General features: G+C 61.6%; 15 protein-coding genes. 9 read left to right on the top strand and 6 right to left on the bottom strand.

Translation table 11 applies throughout. The annotated features are described in order from the left end of the window. Positions 1 to 17: 17 nt before the first annotated feature. Together BLU48_RS13820 and BLU48_RS13815 are read right to left on the bottom strand one after the other, a co-directional pair. Positions 18 to 218, bottom strand: a complete 201-nt coding sequence (locus BLU48_RS13820; protein WP_057024114.1) for a hypothetical protein — start codon at positions 216 to 218, stop codon at positions 18 to 20. After that, entirely contained in the window at positions 215 to 898 is a 684-nt protein-coding gene (locus BLU48_RS13815) for a Crp/Fnr family transcriptional regulator (protein WP_057024113.1), read from the bottom strand. The genes BLU48_RS13820 and BLU48_RS13815 overlap by 4 nt, the downstream gene beginning before the upstream one ends. Before the next feature lie 471 nt (positions 899 to 1369). Between BLU48_RS13815 and BLU48_RS13810 the strand changes: the two genes are divergently transcribed. Both BLU48_RS13810 and BLU48_RS13805 read left to right on the top strand, forming a co-directional pair. Continuing rightward, a complete protein-coding gene (locus BLU48_RS13810; RefSeq protein ID WP_057024112.1) occupies positions 1370 to 2560 on the top strand; it encodes an NnrS family protein in 1191 nt (396 codons plus the stop codon). Between the two features lie 28 nt (positions 2561 to 2588). Then, entirely contained in the window at positions 2589 to 3026 is a 438-nt protein-coding gene (locus BLU48_RS13805) for a hypothetical protein (RefSeq protein ID WP_082636692.1), read from the top strand. A gap of 75 nt (positions 3027 to 3101) precedes the next feature. Here the strand turns inward: BLU48_RS13805 and ytfE are convergent, their stop codons facing one another. Further along, entirely contained in the window at positions 3102 to 3776 is a 675-nt protein-coding gene (gene ytfE, locus BLU48_RS13800) for an iron-sulfur cluster repair protein YtfE (protein WP_057024110.1), read from the bottom strand. A gap of 154 nt (positions 3777 to 3930) precedes the next feature. On the opposite strand from ytfE, the gene norR reads away from it, so the two are divergent. The 7 genes from norR to ubiT all read left to right on the top strand — a co-directional run bounded on the left by norR (position 3931) and on the right by ubiT (position 10565). Beyond that, on the top strand, positions 3931 to 5460 hold the full coding sequence (gene norR / locus BLU48_RS13795) for a nitric oxide reductase transcriptional regulator NorR (protein ID WP_057024255.1): 1530 nt from the start codon (positions 3931 to 3933) through the stop codon (positions 5458 to 5460). 89 nt (positions 5461 to 5549) lie between these two features. Beyond that, the gene (pdxH, locus tag BLU48_RS13790) at positions 5550 to 6197 is read left to right on the top strand and encodes a pyridoxamine 5'-phosphate oxidase (protein ID WP_057024109.1); all 648 of its coding nucleotides are present in this window, start codon (positions 5550 to 5552) and stop codon (positions 6195 to 6197) included. 100 nt (positions 6198 to 6297) lie between these two features. Next, entirely contained in the window at positions 6298 to 6852 is a 555-nt protein-coding gene (gene moaB, locus BLU48_RS13785) for a molybdenum cofactor biosynthesis protein B (RefSeq protein ID WP_057024108.1), read from the top strand. Beyond that, positions 6849 to 8084 carry a molybdopterin molybdotransferase MoeA gene (locus BLU48_RS13780; protein WP_057024107.1) on the top strand — a complete coding sequence of 412 codons (1236 nt, stop codon included), beginning with the start codon at positions 6849 to 6851 and terminating at the stop codon, positions 8082 to 8084. The genes moaB and BLU48_RS13780 overlap by 4 nt, the downstream gene beginning before the upstream one ends. Positions 8085 to 8204: 120 nt before the next feature. Further along, on the top strand, positions 8205 to 9200 hold the full coding sequence (gene ubiU / locus BLU48_RS13775; RefSeq protein ID WP_057012333.1) for a ubiquinone anaerobic biosynthesis protein UbiU: 996 nt from the start codon (positions 8205 to 8207) through the stop codon (positions 9198 to 9200). Between the two features lie 10 nt (positions 9201 to 9210). Beyond that, the gene (locus BLU48_RS13770) at positions 9211 to 10101 is read left to right on the top strand and encodes a U32 family peptidase (protein ID WP_056846069.1); all 891 of its coding nucleotides are present in this window, start codon (positions 9211 to 9213) and stop codon (positions 10099 to 10101) included. Continuing rightward, positions 10095 to 10565 carry a ubiquinone anaerobic biosynthesis accessory factor UbiT gene (gene ubiT, locus BLU48_RS13765; RefSeq protein ID WP_046072051.1) on the top strand — a complete coding sequence of 157 codons (471 nt, stop codon included), beginning with the start codon at positions 10095 to 10097 and terminating at the stop codon, positions 10563 to 10565. Before BLU48_RS13770 ends, ubiT begins: the two co-directional genes overlap by 7 nt. A gap of 1416 nt (positions 10566 to 11981) precedes the next feature. On the opposite strand, the gene BLU48_RS13760 is transcribed toward ubiT, so the two are convergent. The 3 genes from BLU48_RS13760 to BLU48_RS13750 all read right to left on the bottom strand — a co-directional run bounded on the left by BLU48_RS13760 (position 11982) and on the right by BLU48_RS13750 (position 15187). Next, on the bottom strand, positions 11982 to 12656 hold the full coding sequence (locus BLU48_RS13760; RefSeq protein WP_057025439.1) for a Crp/Fnr family transcriptional regulator: 675 nt from the start codon (positions 12654 to 12656) through the stop codon (positions 11982 to 11984). Positions 12657 to 12740: 84 nt separating this feature from the next. Then, positions 12741 to 13388: a two-component system response regulator NarL gene (narL, locus tag BLU48_RS13755; RefSeq protein WP_057025438.1), complete on the bottom strand. Its 648-nt coding sequence runs from the start codon at positions 13386 to 13388 to the stop codon at positions 12741 to 12743. Then, positions 13385 to 15187 (bottom strand): histidine kinase, encoded by a 1803-nt coding sequence (locus BLU48_RS13750; protein WP_057025437.1) that lies wholly within the window; start codon positions 15185 to 15187, stop codon positions 13385 to 13387. Before BLU48_RS13750 ends, narL begins: the two co-directional genes overlap by 4 nt. Positions 15188 to 15255: the final 68 nt, after the last annotated feature.

Genomic DNA, 15255 nt, shown 5'->3' with positions numbered 1-15255 from the left:
GTCTGAATCCTGCGGCCTCAATTGATGCTGCGCGGCAACACGAAAAACATCGTAATGCAAAAGATCGTCAAGCCAACGCAGAACCACTTGAACCGGTGCAAACGGCGTGCCTGGGCGCGTTCGGCCATCACCGGCAAGGGCATGCCGCATTGCAGGCAATCGGATTGCCTGGACGGGTTGGTAGTTTGGCAATACAGGCAGACGGGCAGGGTGCTCATTCGAACTGTTCCAGGCGCAGACGATCAAGAATGGCGATCTGGCGGCCGTCCTGGGTGATGATTTTTTCATCGATCAGGCGGCGAATGATCCGTGAAAAGGTTTCCGGTTGGATCGACAGATGCCCGGCGATCAATTGCTTGGCCATCGGCAGTTCGAATTGGCTGTTGACCGGCTGCAGACGCACCAGTTGCGTCAGCAAATAACGCACGACCCGGTGGGTGGCGTTTTTCAGCGACAGGGTTTCGATTTCATTGACCCGCTGGTGCAAGCGAACGCAGAGCTTGCCGAGTAACGCAAAAGTCAGCCGGCTGTTGCTCTGAAGCAGGCGCATGTAGGTGGCGTTGGATAGCCGATACAGTTGAGTAGGGCAGACCGCCTCGGCCGAGGCCACGTAATTGGGGGTATCCATCAACATCATCGCCTCGGCGCAGGTTTGTCGATCGCCGATGACCTCAAACACTTTTTCCTGCCCATCGGGCGTCAGCCGGTAGATTTTCACTGCCCCGGCAATCACGAAATAGAACGAATCGGCGGGCTCGTCTTGCCGGAACAAGGGTTCGCCTTTGTCGATGCTCAGCAAGTGACTGGTACTCATCAATTCATCCAGCTGTTCTTCGTTCAACGGCTCGAACAAATGATGACTGCGCAAAATCTGGTGGTGAACGCGATGAAGCACCATGGGAATTCGTCCTGAAGGTAAAGGAAGGGGCGGCCAACGAGTCAGACGAGGCCCAGGGAAAGGCCACTGGCCAGGGCCAGAACCGAGGCCAACAGCACGAACCAGGTCAGGGGTTGGATGACTTTTTTCATGACGACTCCCGCAGATCGAGGCTTTCATTGAATACCCGATGCTTGAGCAAGACGCGGGCCATGCCTGGAGGCCTTTATTCATGGGGATGGGAAGGCACGACGGTAAAAATGACCCTGGTCGATAGGGTCTTAATGACCGTATCAGGGTGATTTTTACCCTGATCCGTTCACCGTTGCAGCCGCGCAGGCCGCACCGACAATAAGTCGCCTCAGGGCACGGCCCTTGCACTCTTGATCTGCGACAACGGCGACTGATCGCCTATACCCGATGATGCATCCGGATTTACCTCGGCACTCGCGACTAAGTGTCAGGTCGGCAACAGGTTAGAGGAGTGGCGTTATGCAAGTGCTTGAGCGGCGTAAAGCGATGGCGATCCCGCCGCTGTTACGGCTGGCCTTCCGGCCTTTTTTCCTTGCCGGCTGCCTGTTTGCGGTGTTGGCCATTGCGCTGTGGCTGGCAGCCTTCGGCGGTTCGATTTCCCACTGGACTCCCGCAGGCGGTTGGCTGGGCTGGCATCGGCATGAACTGCTGTTCGGCTTCGGGCTGGCGATCATTGCAGGTTTTTTGCTGACGGCGGTGCAGACCTGGACCAGTCGCCCCGGGCTCAGCGGCAAGCCGCTGGCTGCCCTGGCGCTGTTGTGGCTGTGCGCACGGGCGGCCTGGTTGCTCAATGCGCCCTGGCCGCTGCTCATGGTGCTGGAATTGGCATTCCCACTGGCGGTGGCGTTGCTCATGGGGTTGAGCCTGTGGAAGGTGCGACAGAAACGTAACTATCCGATTGTGATGGTGTTGCTGTTGTTAGCCGTGGCCGATGGGTTGTCGCTTTATGGCGTACGCGAAGGCCATGAAGGCTGGCAGCGCCAAGGCGTACTGGCGGGCATCTGGCTGGTGGCAGCGATGATGGGGTTGGTCGGCGGGCGGGTCATTCCGTTTTTCACCCAGCGTGGTCTCGGTCGGGTCGAGGGAGTTGCTCCATGGCCGTGGCTGGACGGGGTGTTGTTGATCGGTGCGCCGCTGGTTGCGTTGCTGTATGCAGCGGGGCCGGCCCTCACCCCCAATGTCTGGGTGGGCCTGCTGTTCGCGGTGTTGGCGGCGGGGCATCTGGTGCGCCTGGTTCGCTGGCATGATCGGGCACTCTGGCGCGTGCCGTTGTTGTGGTCGCTGCACCTGGCCTATGGCTGGTTGGCAGTGGCGTGCCTGGGCATGGCGCTGTGGCATCTCGGCGTGCCGGTCAACCCGAGCCTGGCGGTGCATTGCCTGACGATCGGTGCCATGGGGGGGTTGGTGCTGGCGATGATTGCACGGGTCAGCCTGGGGCATACCGGTCGGCCACTTGAGCCGCCCTCGGGCATGACCCTGGCGTTCATCTTGCTCAATCTGGCGTGTCTCAGCCGGGTTGTGTTGATTGTGGTCCTGCCCTTGCCGGCGCTGTGGCTGGCCGGCCTGTGCTGGGCGCTGGCGTTTGCATTGTACGCCTGGCGTTACGGGCCGATGCTGCTGCGCACTCGGGTTGACGGTCATCCGGGTTGAGCCGGCGAATGAATGGAGGTGGACAGTGATATACCCTTTTTTGCTGGTGACCCACTTGCTAGCGGCAATCGCCTTCATTGGTACGTTGTTTTTCGAAGTGGTGATCTGGCATCACGCCCGCCAGCAGTTGCCGGATGCGCCACGGTCGACGGCCGATCAGGCCATTGCCCTGCGCTCGCGCAAGGTCCTGCATGGCGTGGTGGTGCTGTTGTATGGCGCCGGCATCAGTCTGGCGTGGCAGTACCGGGGCGCCTTGAGCCAGCCGCTGGCCAGCAGTCTTGGCACGTTGTTGAGCCTGAAGATCCTGTTGGCCCTGAGCATCATCGGGCATTATTTGCTGTTGGCCTATTGGCTGAAAAACGCTCGGCTGAGCGCTCAGCGGGCAAGCTGGATTCGCCGCAGCATCCTCGGGCACATGGTGTTGATCGTGATCCTCGCCAAGGCCATGTTTTATTGGCATGGCTGATCGATAAAAGTGCCCGGCAGACAAAACCCGCGGCAACCGGTGGGCTGGCGCGGGTGGGTTGCAAGCGGCAATCGATCAGTGCCTGGGGGTCAGGGCGTTTACGAAGAGCACATTGTTTTCCAGGTGGATGTGTTGCATCAGGTCGTCGCGAAACTCCAGCAGCCCGCGATACAAGGCACGCCAGGTGTTACAGGCATCCGCTGGCGGGGTGATGTTGTTGGTCAGGGCCAGCAGTTCCTCCAGCGCCTGGCCATGCTGGTCATGTTCGAAACGCAGCACCTGGATCGGCGGGGCGGCTTGGAGGCCGATGCCCTGTTGCAGCATCGGGAAGAGCACTTGTTCTTCCTTGAGCATGTGGCCTTCGAGTTCTTGTTGAATGTCGGTCAGCAGGTCGGCCAAGCCGTTGGGGCAACTGCTGCGCGCCCCGTGGACCTGCTCGACCCGCCGGGCCAGGCGGATCAGTTCGGGCAGTTGCTCGCGGTGGCGAGCGTGGTAACGCGTGAGGAGGTGAGTGATCAACACATGCGACGGCTCGTTGCGCCAGTCAAGTTTGGTTTCGCCGGCGTCTTGCAGGCTGTGCAGGGCCTCGACAATCAGTGTCGGGTCGAGATCCTTGCCCAGTGCCGCTTCACGCAGGCTTTTATGTCCACCACAACAGAAGTCCAGCTTGAAGGTGTGAAAGATCCGGGTGGCACCGGGAATGTCGCAGGCCAGTTGGCCGAGGCTTTGTTCCAGCAGGGTCTGGCTCATCAGGGTTCCTTGATTGGGTTTCAACGGTTCCCCAGCCTTGTTGCATCCGGCATGCCATGTTTAATGGATTGATAAATAACGATTAATTATTAGGTGTGGTGATAGTTACCCTGACGCTCTAGGGTGAATGCCACCATAGAGGGTGATGACTACCATGCTGCGAGAAAGCCTGGCCGCCGACTTGATCGTCGAGTTGCCCAATGCCGTACGGTTCCAACGCCTGGTCCAGACCCTGCGCGAATATTTCAACAGCGGTGCCGTGGGCTTGCTGCGCCTGGATGAAGACAGCCTCAGGCCTGTCGCGACAGTGGGGTTGGTGCACGAAGCGTTGGGGCGCCGATTTGTCATCGCTCAGCATCCTCGACTGGCTGCGATCATGGCGTCGCGCGAGCCGACGTGGTTCGAGCCGGACAGCCGCCTGCCGGACCCCTACGACGGCTTGCTCGACAACCACGTGGGAGAACCGTTGCCGGTGCATGACTGCATGGGTGTGAGCCTCTACGTGGAGGGGCGCATCTGGGGCGCCATCACCCTCGATGCGTTGCATGCCGGCACCTTCGACAGCCAGGCGCGGGAGGAACTCAAGCGTTGCACCTTGCAGATCGAAGCCGCCGTGCGCGTCACCCGCCTCGAACAGGAAAACCGCAGCTTGCGCTTGTCCCGCAGCGGCCTTCAAGATGTGCGCTTGCCCGCCGACGAAGGCGAAATCCTCGGCCAGAGCGAGGCGTTGCACCAGTTGCTCAATGAGCTGGATGTACTGGCCGATTCCGACCTGCCGGTGTTGCTGTTGGGCGAGACAGGTGTCGGCAAAGAGTTGTTCGCCCGGCGCCTGCATCGTTTGTCGGGGCGCAGCCACAAGCCGTTGATACAGGTCAATTGCGCCGCCTTGCCGGAATCCTTGGCAGAAAGCGAGTTGTTCGGGCACGTCAAGGGCGCCTTTTCCGGCGCCACCAGTGACCGCGCCGGACGTTTCGATGCGGCCAACGGCGGCACACTGTTTCTTGATGAAGTCGGTGAGTTGCCGCTAAGCGTGCAGGCCAAGCTGTTGCGCGCATTGCAAAACGGCGAGATCCAGCGGCTGGGGGCGGATAAACCGTTGCACGTGGATGTACGGATCATCGCCGCGACCAACCGGCACCTGCCCGACAGCATCCGCGATGGCCTGTTCAGGGCTGACCTGTATCACCGGCTCTCGGTGTACCCGGTGCCGATTCCGCCTCTGCGCGAGCGCGGTAACGATGTGCTGATGCTCGCCGGGCATTTCCTCGAGCTCAATCGGGCACGGCTCGGCTTGCGCGGTTTGCGCTTGTCGCCCGCGGCCGAGCGGGCCTTGCTGGCCTATACCTGGCCGGGCAATGTGCGCGAACTGGAACATGTGATCAGTCGCGCTGCGTTGAAGCAACTCAGCCGCGGTACCAGTCGCGCGCTGATCATGACGCTGGAGGCGCAAATCCTCGATCTTGACAGTGCGACGGGGGCATCGGGAATGCTCGTCGAGCGGCCGCTGGAGCTGATGCCTGATGCGCCGTTCCAGGCCTTGGGCGCTGCGGTGGATGACTGCCAGCGAGAAAAAATTCTTCACGCCCTGAGTCTTTCTGCCCAGAACTGGGCGGGCGCCGCACGGCTGCTGGACGTCGACCCCAGCAACCTGCACAAACTGGCCCGGCGTCTTGGCTTGAAGTAAGCCGTGGCGGCGCCGCCTGTTGATGGCGATCAAGGTGAGGTCAGCCAGTGGCTTGCACACTGGGCCAAATCCCCACGGAGATCACCGTTATGCCACTTTCCCTGGCTCAGATGCGCCGTAACTACACCCTCAACGGTCTGCTGGATGAGGCTGCGCCGGACGATCCACTGGCCATGTTCCGCCAATGGCTGCAGCAAGCGCGTGACACCGAATGCGCGCCTGTCGAGGCTAACAGCATGATGTTGGCGACGGTCGACAGTGACGGGCAACCGCACTGCCGGGTCCTGCTGCTCAAGGGCTTGAGCGACGATGGCTTCACGTTTTTCGGCAATTACCAGAGCGACAAAGGCCTGCAACTGGCCGCTAACCCGAATGCCGCCATGACGTTTTTCTGGCCAGGTCTGGAGCGTCAGGTGCGCATTGAAGGCCAGGTATCCAGGCTCGATCCGCAACTCTCGGATGCCTACTTCGACTCCCGCTCAGTGGCCAGCCGCCTGGGCGCCTGGGCTTCACCGCAAAGCCAGCCGCTGGCCAGCCGGGCAGCGCTGGATTCGCGTTTGGCCGAAACCATCAAGCGTTTCGTTGGCCAGGCCGTGCCGCGACCGCAGCACTGGGGTGGTTACTGCCTGCGCCCGGCACGCCTGGAGTTCTGGCAGGGGCGTGCCGATCGCCTGCATGATCGACTCGACTACCGTTTGCAGAACGGCGAATGGTGTCGCCGCCGCCTGGCGCCTTGAGTCTGTATTCGCCCTGTGGAGGTACCTCGTTGGAGGAATAGGCCGGGCGGCGATTCCGGTTCAGGCTTGGCCAAACCCTCATCTACGGGAAGGCTTTTATATGGCCCATTTGGCGCAACGCACCTTTATTCCCCTGAACATCGCCGTGCTGACCATCAGCGATACACGCACCTTTGACACCGATACCTCGGGGCAGACCCTGGCTGGCTTGCTGCAGACCGCCGGCCATGTGCTGATCGACCGGGCGCTGGTCAAGGACGACATTTATCAGATTCGCGCCATTGTTTCCCGGTGGATCGCCGACCCCCAGGTGCAAGTGGTATTGATGACCGGCGGCACCGGTTTCACCGTGCGCGACAACACGCCGCAAGCAGTCCTGCCATTGCTCGACAAACAGGTGGAAGGCTTTGGCGAACTGTTCCGCCAGGTCTCCCTGGCGGAAATCGGCATGTCCAGCTTGCAATCGCGGGCCCTGGCTGGAATGAGCAACGGGGTGTTGGTGTGTTGCGTCCCGGGTTCGCCAGGGGCGTGCCGGACAGCCTGGAACATGATCCTGCTGGAACAGTTGGACAGCCGCACCGGCCCCTGCAATTTCGCCCCGCATTTGAAACCGCAGCCGCAACAAGGCAATGAAGCCTGCGAGACGCGCTCATGACCGCTGGAGTGTGCGACCTCGGTCATCTGATGCCGGTGGACGAGGCCATTCAGCGTTTGTTGGGTCAGGCCCCGACACCCCCGTTGGCGCAAATGATCGGCCTGGATCAAGCCTTGGGACGAGTGCTGGCAACCGACATTCATTCCCTGGTGAACCTGCCGGCCTGGGACAACAGCGCCATGGACGGCTATGCGCTCCGGGCAGCCGACCTACCATCCCAGGGGGGTTACTTGCCCATTGGTGGGCGAATTGCTGCCGGGGATCAAGCCGGCTCGCCGTTGCTCGCCCAGCAGACGGTGCAGATTTTCACCGGCGCGCCATTGCCTGCGGGCGCCGATACAGTGGTGCCGCAAGAGCGCTGCCGGATCGACGGCGAGCGCGTCTGGTTTCCGTCCGTCAGTGCGGGCGATCACGTGCGCAAGGAAGGTGAAGAGGTTCGCCGTGGGGACCTGTTGCTCAAGGCCGGCAAGCGCTTGCGTGCACAAGAATTGGGCTTGCTGGCTGGCGCAGGCGTGGCGCGGGTCGCGGTTCATCGACCGTTGCAAGTGTGCTTGCTCAGCAGCGGCAATGAGCTGCGCGAGCCGGGCGATGTCTTGGCGCGGGGGCAGATTTACAACAGCAATCGCTATTGCCTGTCTGCGTTGCTGCGCGGCTGGGGCGTGGAGGTGCACGACTATGGCGTCATGGCAGATGAGTTGGCGGCCAGCCGCGATGCCTTGAGCCTGGCGTCGTCGGAGTGCGATTTGCTGCTCAGTTCCGGTGGCGTCTCGGTTGGCGAGGAAGACCATCTCAAACACGCGATCAAGGAACTGGGTAGCCTGGATTTCTGGCGGCTGGCCATTCAGCCGGGTAAACCCCTGGCCTTTGGCGAAGTCGCCGGCAAACCCTGGATCGGTATGCCGGGCAATCCTTCGGCGGCCCTGATTACCGCGTTGGTGGTCGTGCGGCCGTTCCTGCTCCGGGCGCAGGGCGTCACGGACGTGATGCCTGTGCCATTGGCCGTGCCGGCCGGGTTCGACTGGTTGCAACGCAACAAACGCCGTCAGTACCTGCGGGCCAGGCTGACACCCGCTGCCGACGGCCGTTTGAGCGTGGCGCTGCACCCTCAGCAAAGTTCGGCGATGTTGACCGCTGCGTGCTGGGCCGACGGGTTGGCCGTGATCGAGTGCGAGCAGCAAGTGCTCAAGCACGACAGCGTGATGTTCCTGTCCTTCGCCGACCTGATGCATTGATCGCAATTGATTGTCGTCAAGGCCATGGCGGCTGGTCTGGCTAGACTGGCAGCGCCTTTCTGATCGGTGCACTAGCGATCCCGGGCGAGAGTCAAGACGCGTTTTTCATGAGGATTACCCATGCAACTGGTTTGTCCGGCAGGGAATCTGCCTGCGCTTAAAGCGGCGGTGCGCGAAGGCGCGGATGCCGTCTATGTCGGTTTTCGCGATGACACCAACGCCAGGCATTTTGCCGGCCTGAATATGGATGACAAGCAGTTCGACGCTGCGGTCGCCCACATCCGTCAGCACCAACGCAAACTCTACGTCGCGGTGAATACCTACCCGCAACCCAAGGGCTGGGAACGCTGGCAGCGGGCGGTCGATCGGGCTGCCGATTTCGGCGTGGACGCGCTGATCGCCGCCGATCCCGGGGTGCTCAACTATGCCAGCCAGCGGCACCCGCAACTGGCGTTGCACCTGTCGGTCCAGGGCTCGGCCACCCACGCTGCGGCGCTGCAGTTTTACGCCCAGCGCTACGGTATCCGGCGTGCGGTGCTGCCACGGGTGCTGTCGTTGGCGCAGGTGCGTCAGGTCGCCGCCACCAGCCCGGTGCCGATCGAAGTGTTTGGCTTTGGCAGCTTGTGCATCATGGCCGAGGGGCGTTGCCACCTGTCCTCCTACATCACCGGCGAGTCGCCGAACCTGTGCGGTGTCTGTTCGCCGGCCAAGGCTGTGCGTTGGAGTGAAGACGCCCAAGGCTTGAGCGCGCGCCTCAGCGAAGTACTGATTGATCGCTATACCCCTGACGAGCCGGCCGGTTACCCAACGTTGTGCAAGGGCCGCTTTCTGGTCGACGGCAAACGCTTTCATGCGCTGGAGGAGCCCACCAGCCTCGACACCCTCGACTTGCTCCCTGAGCTGAGCGCCATCGGCGTCGAGGCGGTAAAAATCGAAGGTCGCCAACGCAGCCCGGCCTATGTCGAGCAAGTCACCCGCGTCTGGCGGGCCGCACTCGATGCCCATCGCGGCTCACCGGGCAGTTTTCAGGTCAAGGCGCAATGGCGCCAGGTGCTGGCTGGTTTGTCCGAAGGCAGCCAGACCACCCTGGGTGCTTATCATCGATCGTGGCAATGAGGGACGAAACATGCAGCTCAGCCTTGGACCGGTCCTGTTTTACTGGGACAAAGAGCAACTCAGCAACTTTTACGCCGAGATGTCGGCCTTGCCCCTGGATGTGATTTATCTAGGGGAAACCGTGTGCTCGAAACGCCGGGCTTTTTCACTGGATCAATGGCTGGGGTTGGGGCGTGAGTTGCAGGCCTGCAGCCAGGCGCAATTGGTGATCTCCAGCTTGACGCTGATCGAAGCCGCGTCCGAACTTTCCAGCCTGCGGCGGCTCTGCGACAACGGCCAGCTGCTGGTGGAAGCCAATGACATGGGCGCGGTGCAGTTTCTGGCTGAACGCAAGTTGCCGTTCGTGGGTGGCCCGGCGCTCAACCTGTACAACGGGCATGCGCTGGCGCAATTGCTCGACTGCGGCATGACCCGTTGGGTACCGCCGGTGGAGTGTTCAGCTGCGTTGATCAGCGATGTGATCGCGCAGGTCCGCGAGCTCGGCCGTGACGTGCCGGAAGTGGAAATCTTCGCCTATGGGCATTTGCCCTTGGCCTATTCCGCCCGCTGCTTTACCGCCCGCGCGGAAGATCGACCGAAGGACGACTGCCAGTTCTGTTGCATCAACTACCCCGATGGCCTGGCGCTGGCCAGCCAGGAAGGCCAGCCGTTGTTCACCCTTAACGGCATTCAAACGATGTCGGCGCAGGTGACCAATCTGCTGGCCGATTATTCCGGGTTGGTGGCCTGCGGGGCCGATCTGCTGCGCCTGAGTCCACGAGCCCAGGGCATGAGCGAGGTGATCGAGGCGTACCAACGGGTTCGCCTGGGCCAGACACCGCCGCTGTTCGTCGAGGGTTGCAATGGTTACTGGCATGGCCAGGCCGGCATGCTGCGCGTTGAGGAGGTCGGCCTGTGTTGAACCGCAAAGCGTGGCTATTGAAAGGCGCTGATCGCTTACTGCCGCTGGTACGCCGAGTGCCCTTTGCGGTGCAGCGCCTGGCGCTGCAGCAGGCGCTGAATCGCTGCCTCGCCGAGCCGTTGCGCGACGGTGAATTCGAAGTGCTGCGCGGGCGTTGGCTGTGCCTGCGAATTGCCGATCTGGGGTTGTCCTGGTACCTGACCCTGGGCCGCGAGGGTTTGCAAATTGCCCGTCAGGCCCAGGCTCACGTGACCATCAGCGGCAATTGGCGAGAGTTCCTGCTCCTGGCCAGTCGCCAGGAGGATCCGGACACGCTGTTTTTCCGCCGGCGCCTGGTCATCCAGGGCGATACCGAGTTGGGGTTGGCGCTGAAGAACCTGATCGACAGCCTGGACCCTGACGTCTTGCCGGTCTGGTTGTGGCGCAATCTTGAGCGGGCGGGCAAGGGGCTGGCGGTGCAGTAGAGGCATAGGTATCTACACCACTTTGCTACGCCGCTGCTCCCTGACAGCTTATAGCGATCTAACTGATGCACCGCGATCCAAATGTGGGAGGGGCGGTGCGACGATTCGACTTGCCCCCGATGGCGGCCTGACAGCCGACCAGTATTTGACTGATGGTCTCGGCCCAAGTGTGGGAGGGGGCTTGCCCCCGATGGCGGCCTGACAGCCGACCAGTATTTGACTGATGGTCTCGGTCCAAGTGTGGGAGGGGGCTTGCCCCCGATGGCGGCCTGACAGCCGACCAGTATTTGACTGATGGTCTCGGCCCAAGTGTGGGAGGGGGCTTGCCCCCCGATGGCGGCCTGACAGCCGACCAGTATTTGACTGATGGTCTCGGCCCAAGTGTGGGAGGGGCTTGCCCCCGATGGCGGCCTGACAGCCGACCAGTATTTGACTGATGGTCTCGGCCCAAGTGTGGGAGGGGGCTTGCTCCCGATGGCGGCCTGACAGCCGACCAGTATTTGACTGATGGTCTCGGCCCAAGTGTGGGAGGGGCTTGCCCCCGATGGCGGCCTGACAGCCGACCAGTATTTGACTGATGGTCTCGGCCCAAGTGTGGGAGGGGGCTTGCCCCCGATGGCGGCCTGACAGCCGACCAGTATTTGACTGATGGTCTCGGCCCAAGTGTGGGAGGGGGCTTGCTCCCGATGGCGGCCTGACAGCCGACCAGTATTTGACTGATGGTCTCGGCCCAAGTGTGGGAGGGGGCTTGCCCCGATGGCGGCCTGACAGCCGACCAGTATTTGACTGATGGTCTCGGCCCAAGTGTGGGAGGGGGCTTGCCCCCGATGGCGGCCTGACAGCCGACCAGTATTTGACTGATGGTCTCGGCCCAAGTGTGGGAGGGGGCTTGCCCCCGATGGCGGCCTGACAGCCGACCAGTATTTGACTGATGGTCTCGGCCCAAGTGTGGGAGGGGGCTTGCCCCCGATGGCGGCCTGACAACCGACCAGCATGCCGGATCAGAGCGAGTACATATCCATTGCTGCGGTAACGGCCACTTAGGGTTCCGCTTTTACAGCGGGTCACTTTGAAAAGCGCAAAGTAACCAAACGCTCTTGCCCCACCACTTGGCACCTCGCTCAGGCTCGGTGTGCCCGTAATCCGACAGGGATTTGGGGGGCCGCCGCCACGCGCCATCCATGGCGCGGGGCGGCTAAACCGGCATCCCTGCCGGTTTACCCCCCAAATCCCTGTCGAATTCCGGCCAGCGTGGTTTAACGGGGCGCCTAAGATCAAGATCAAAAGCAGATCAAAAGCAGATCAAGAGCAGATCAAGAGCAGATCAAGAGCAAAAGCGGCTCGCTACGCATCGTGGTTACCGTCGGCTGCCACACAGTTGAGCTGGTATTGCGCATTCATCGCAGCCAATCGTGTCTATTGGAACGCAGCCAGATCCTTTTCGGCGAGGATGCTGATGTTGCGTCGTTGCATCTGGATCAGTCCGCACTCGACCAGGCGATGCAAAATCCGCGAAAAGGTTTCCGGTTGAATCCCCAGCTTCGACGCCACCAGGCGTTTGGATACCTGCAAGACAATCTGTCCGGTAACCGGGTGGCGTTCCTGGAGCAGAAAACTGATCACCCGACGGCTCGCGCTCGCCATGGTCAAGGTGTCGATGTCCCGCAGGCGCAGGTGCAGATGGACGCTCATGCTCGCCAGGATAGCCAGGCAGACTTTCGGCTGGTCTTCCAGCGCCTTGCGGTAATGGTGGCCCTCGATACTGACCAGCACGCTGTCCTTGAGGGCGGTGCCGCTGACCGGGTAAAGCCGGGCCTGGCTGAAGAGCAGGGCTTCGGCGAAGGTCTGGCCGGGTTGAATGATTTCCACCAGGTTTTCCTGGCCTTCGCCGTTGAGGCGGTAGAGTTTGATCTGGCCGCTGACCAGCAGGAAAAAGCGCTTGGCCGGATCGCCCTGGTACATCAGCGTGGCTTGGCACGGCAGGCGCTTGAGCATGGCCAGGCCGCAGACTTGCTCGAAAACGTTCTCCGGCAATTGGCTGAACAGATGATGACGACGCAGCGTTAAGACGATGGAAGGGTGGGTCAGCATGGCGTACCTCCGCTGACGGTCATTGTAGAGCGCGCAGGGGGGTTGACCTATGCCTCTGCCGGCCTACCTCCAAGGAGGCATGCCTCAGCCTGTAATGCGCAGATGCTCCATGGCCCACACCGCCGCTTCGACCCGTGAACGCAAGCCGAGTTTGTGCAGCAGGTTCTTGACGTGGACCTTGACCGTTCCTTCGGTGATGCCCAGCTTGTGTCCGATAACCTTGTTGCTGTAGCCGCTGGCGATGGTCTTCAACACCTGGCGTTCACGCTCGGTCAGTTCTACCACCGCTTGACGCGGCGGTGAGCGCAACGCCTGGGCCATGACCTGCGTCAGGCCAGGGCTGATGACCAATGCGCCTTCGAGGGCATCGCGGATGTACTGGATCAGCAGCTCGGGCTCCATGTCCTTGAGCAGATAACCGTCGGCATCCAGGCGCAGCGCATCGCGAATGTCGTCTTCGGCATCCGACACGGTAAACAGCAGTACCTTGCCGGTGTAATGCATGGCCCGTAATCGACGCAGGGTCTCAATGCCATTCATCTGCGGCATGTTGTTGTCGAGTAGTACCAGGTCCGGTTGCAGTGGCTCGATCAGGGTGAGTGCTTCTTCGCCATGGTTGGCTTCGCCGACGATCAGGAAATCATCTTCGAGTTCAAGCATCTGGCGAATGCCGTGACGCATCATTGGATGATCGTCTACCAGCAGGATTCTATGGTGGGGGGACGGGGTCATGCGACGCTACCTTCTGTTTGCCGTTCGAGAAACTCGGGATGAAACTCCAGTTGGACGCGGGTCCCTTGCGGCGTCCTGGAAATTATCTGCAACTGGCCGCGCAGGCTGCGCGCACGTTCATCCATGATGTTCAGGCCGTGGTGTTCGCGTTGGTCGACAGTGCCGCTGAAGCCGCGCCCGTCATCTTCGACCGAGAGCCTGACGGTTTCGCCGTCCTGGCGCAGTTGCAGCCAGACGTTTTGCGCATGGGCATGGCGCAGACAGTTGGAAAGCGCCTCGCGGGTGATCTGCAAGATGTGGATTTGCTCGCTGGCGCAGAGCTGGAAGGCCAGCGCATCGACGTGCAGGTGGACCTTGAACTCGCCGCGACGGGAGAACTCCTCGGCGGTGTCCTTGAGCTCCTGCACCAGGCCTGCATCATTGATCTGCAAGCGAAAAGTGGTCAGCAGTTCGCGTAGCTGGCGGTAGGCATTGTTCAGGCCCTCGCGCAACTCAGCGGTGACGGTTTCCAGGGTTTCGACCGGTTCGCCGCGGCGCATCAGGGTTTGCATGCGGCTGACTTGCAGTTTCATGTAGGACAGGGCCTGCGCCAGTGAATCGTGCAATTCGCGGGCGATGATCGTGCGCTCTTCAAGGAGCAGCAGGCGATGGTCCTGTTCCCGTTGGCGTTTGAGCGAAAGCGAGGTGCCGATCAGGTTGGCGAGGGCCTGGATCAGTTGGGTTTCCCAGGCTTGCGCGGGATGGCCGTCGACAAAGTGGGCCTTGAGCTCACCCAGTTCGCTGCCCTGGTTGCTGATGCTGAAGGTTTGCGGGCTGGTTTTGTGGTGTTTCTGGCACGTGGCGCAATCGCTGCTGGCGCAGACATCCCGACTGTCGGCGCCGTGCAGGGCGAGTAATTGCTGGGCCGGTGCCTGCAAGTGTCCTTGCAGGCACAACGACAGGCGCAAGCCGGGCAGGCGTTGCTGGAAGCGCCGGATCAACTCGTCCAGCCCCTCGGCATTGGCCAGGCGCGTGGCCAGGCTTCGGCTGCTTTGATAGAGCAGTTCCAGCGCCGCGTTGGCTTGCTGCAGGTTCAAGGTTTTTTGCTGGACCTGGCTTTCAAGCGTGCGGTGCGACTCCTCGATCGTCTCGGCCATGGCGTTGAAACTGGTGGCCAACTGGCCCAGTTCGTCATGGGACTGATGGTTGACCCGCACCTGGAACTCGCCGCGACGAAAGCGCTGGGTGGCGGCCACCAACTCTTGCAGCGGCGAGACGACGCCATACTGCAGTTCGTAGAGCCCGAGCAGCAAGACGATCAGCGTAGTGAACAAGGCCAGGCCTTGAATGACCTGTTGCCAGCCTTGCTTTTGCTCGCTCTGGCGCTGCAGCAGGCTGACGAACTGGTTCAGTTGTTCGACGAAGGGCAGGGCCATGGCCTGAAAAGCACTTGCATCGCCACGTTGAAGTGCCGGGTGCAAATCATCCTTCCAGCGTTGCTGGATCTGCCCATAGCTGATTTGCAAATCGGTGGTCGGGCCATCTTCCAGCACCGCCTTGAGGGAATGGCTATTGAGGCGGGTTTGCAGGCTGTCAGTGACGGCAGCGATTTCTTCGCGGGGAGCGCCAGCGGCCAGTTTCCAGCTCAGGTGGTAAGTCTCCATGCGCACCGAGCCAGCGGTATTGATGGCGGCGGCATCGCCTTGGCTGAACCAGGCGATCAATCCGGCGCTCAACGAGCTGGCCAGGGCGAGGATGGCGATGAGGATCACCGCCAGCCCGGCGCGAGCGGGCAGGGAGCTGCGCAACCAGCGCATCATCAGCGCTGATCCTGGGCAAAACCACGAAAACTGAGCATACGGCGTCCCGGAACACGGTTTTGCATCCC

The organism is Pseudomonas synxantha, assembly GCF_900105675.1.
Taxonomy (GTDB): domain Bacteria; phylum Pseudomonadota; class Gammaproteobacteria; order Pseudomonadales; family Pseudomonadaceae; genus Aquipseudomonas; species Aquipseudomonas synxantha.
The sequence above is the reverse complement of the archived record's forward strand: the minus strand, read 5'-3'. Positions and strand labels throughout refer to the sequence as shown.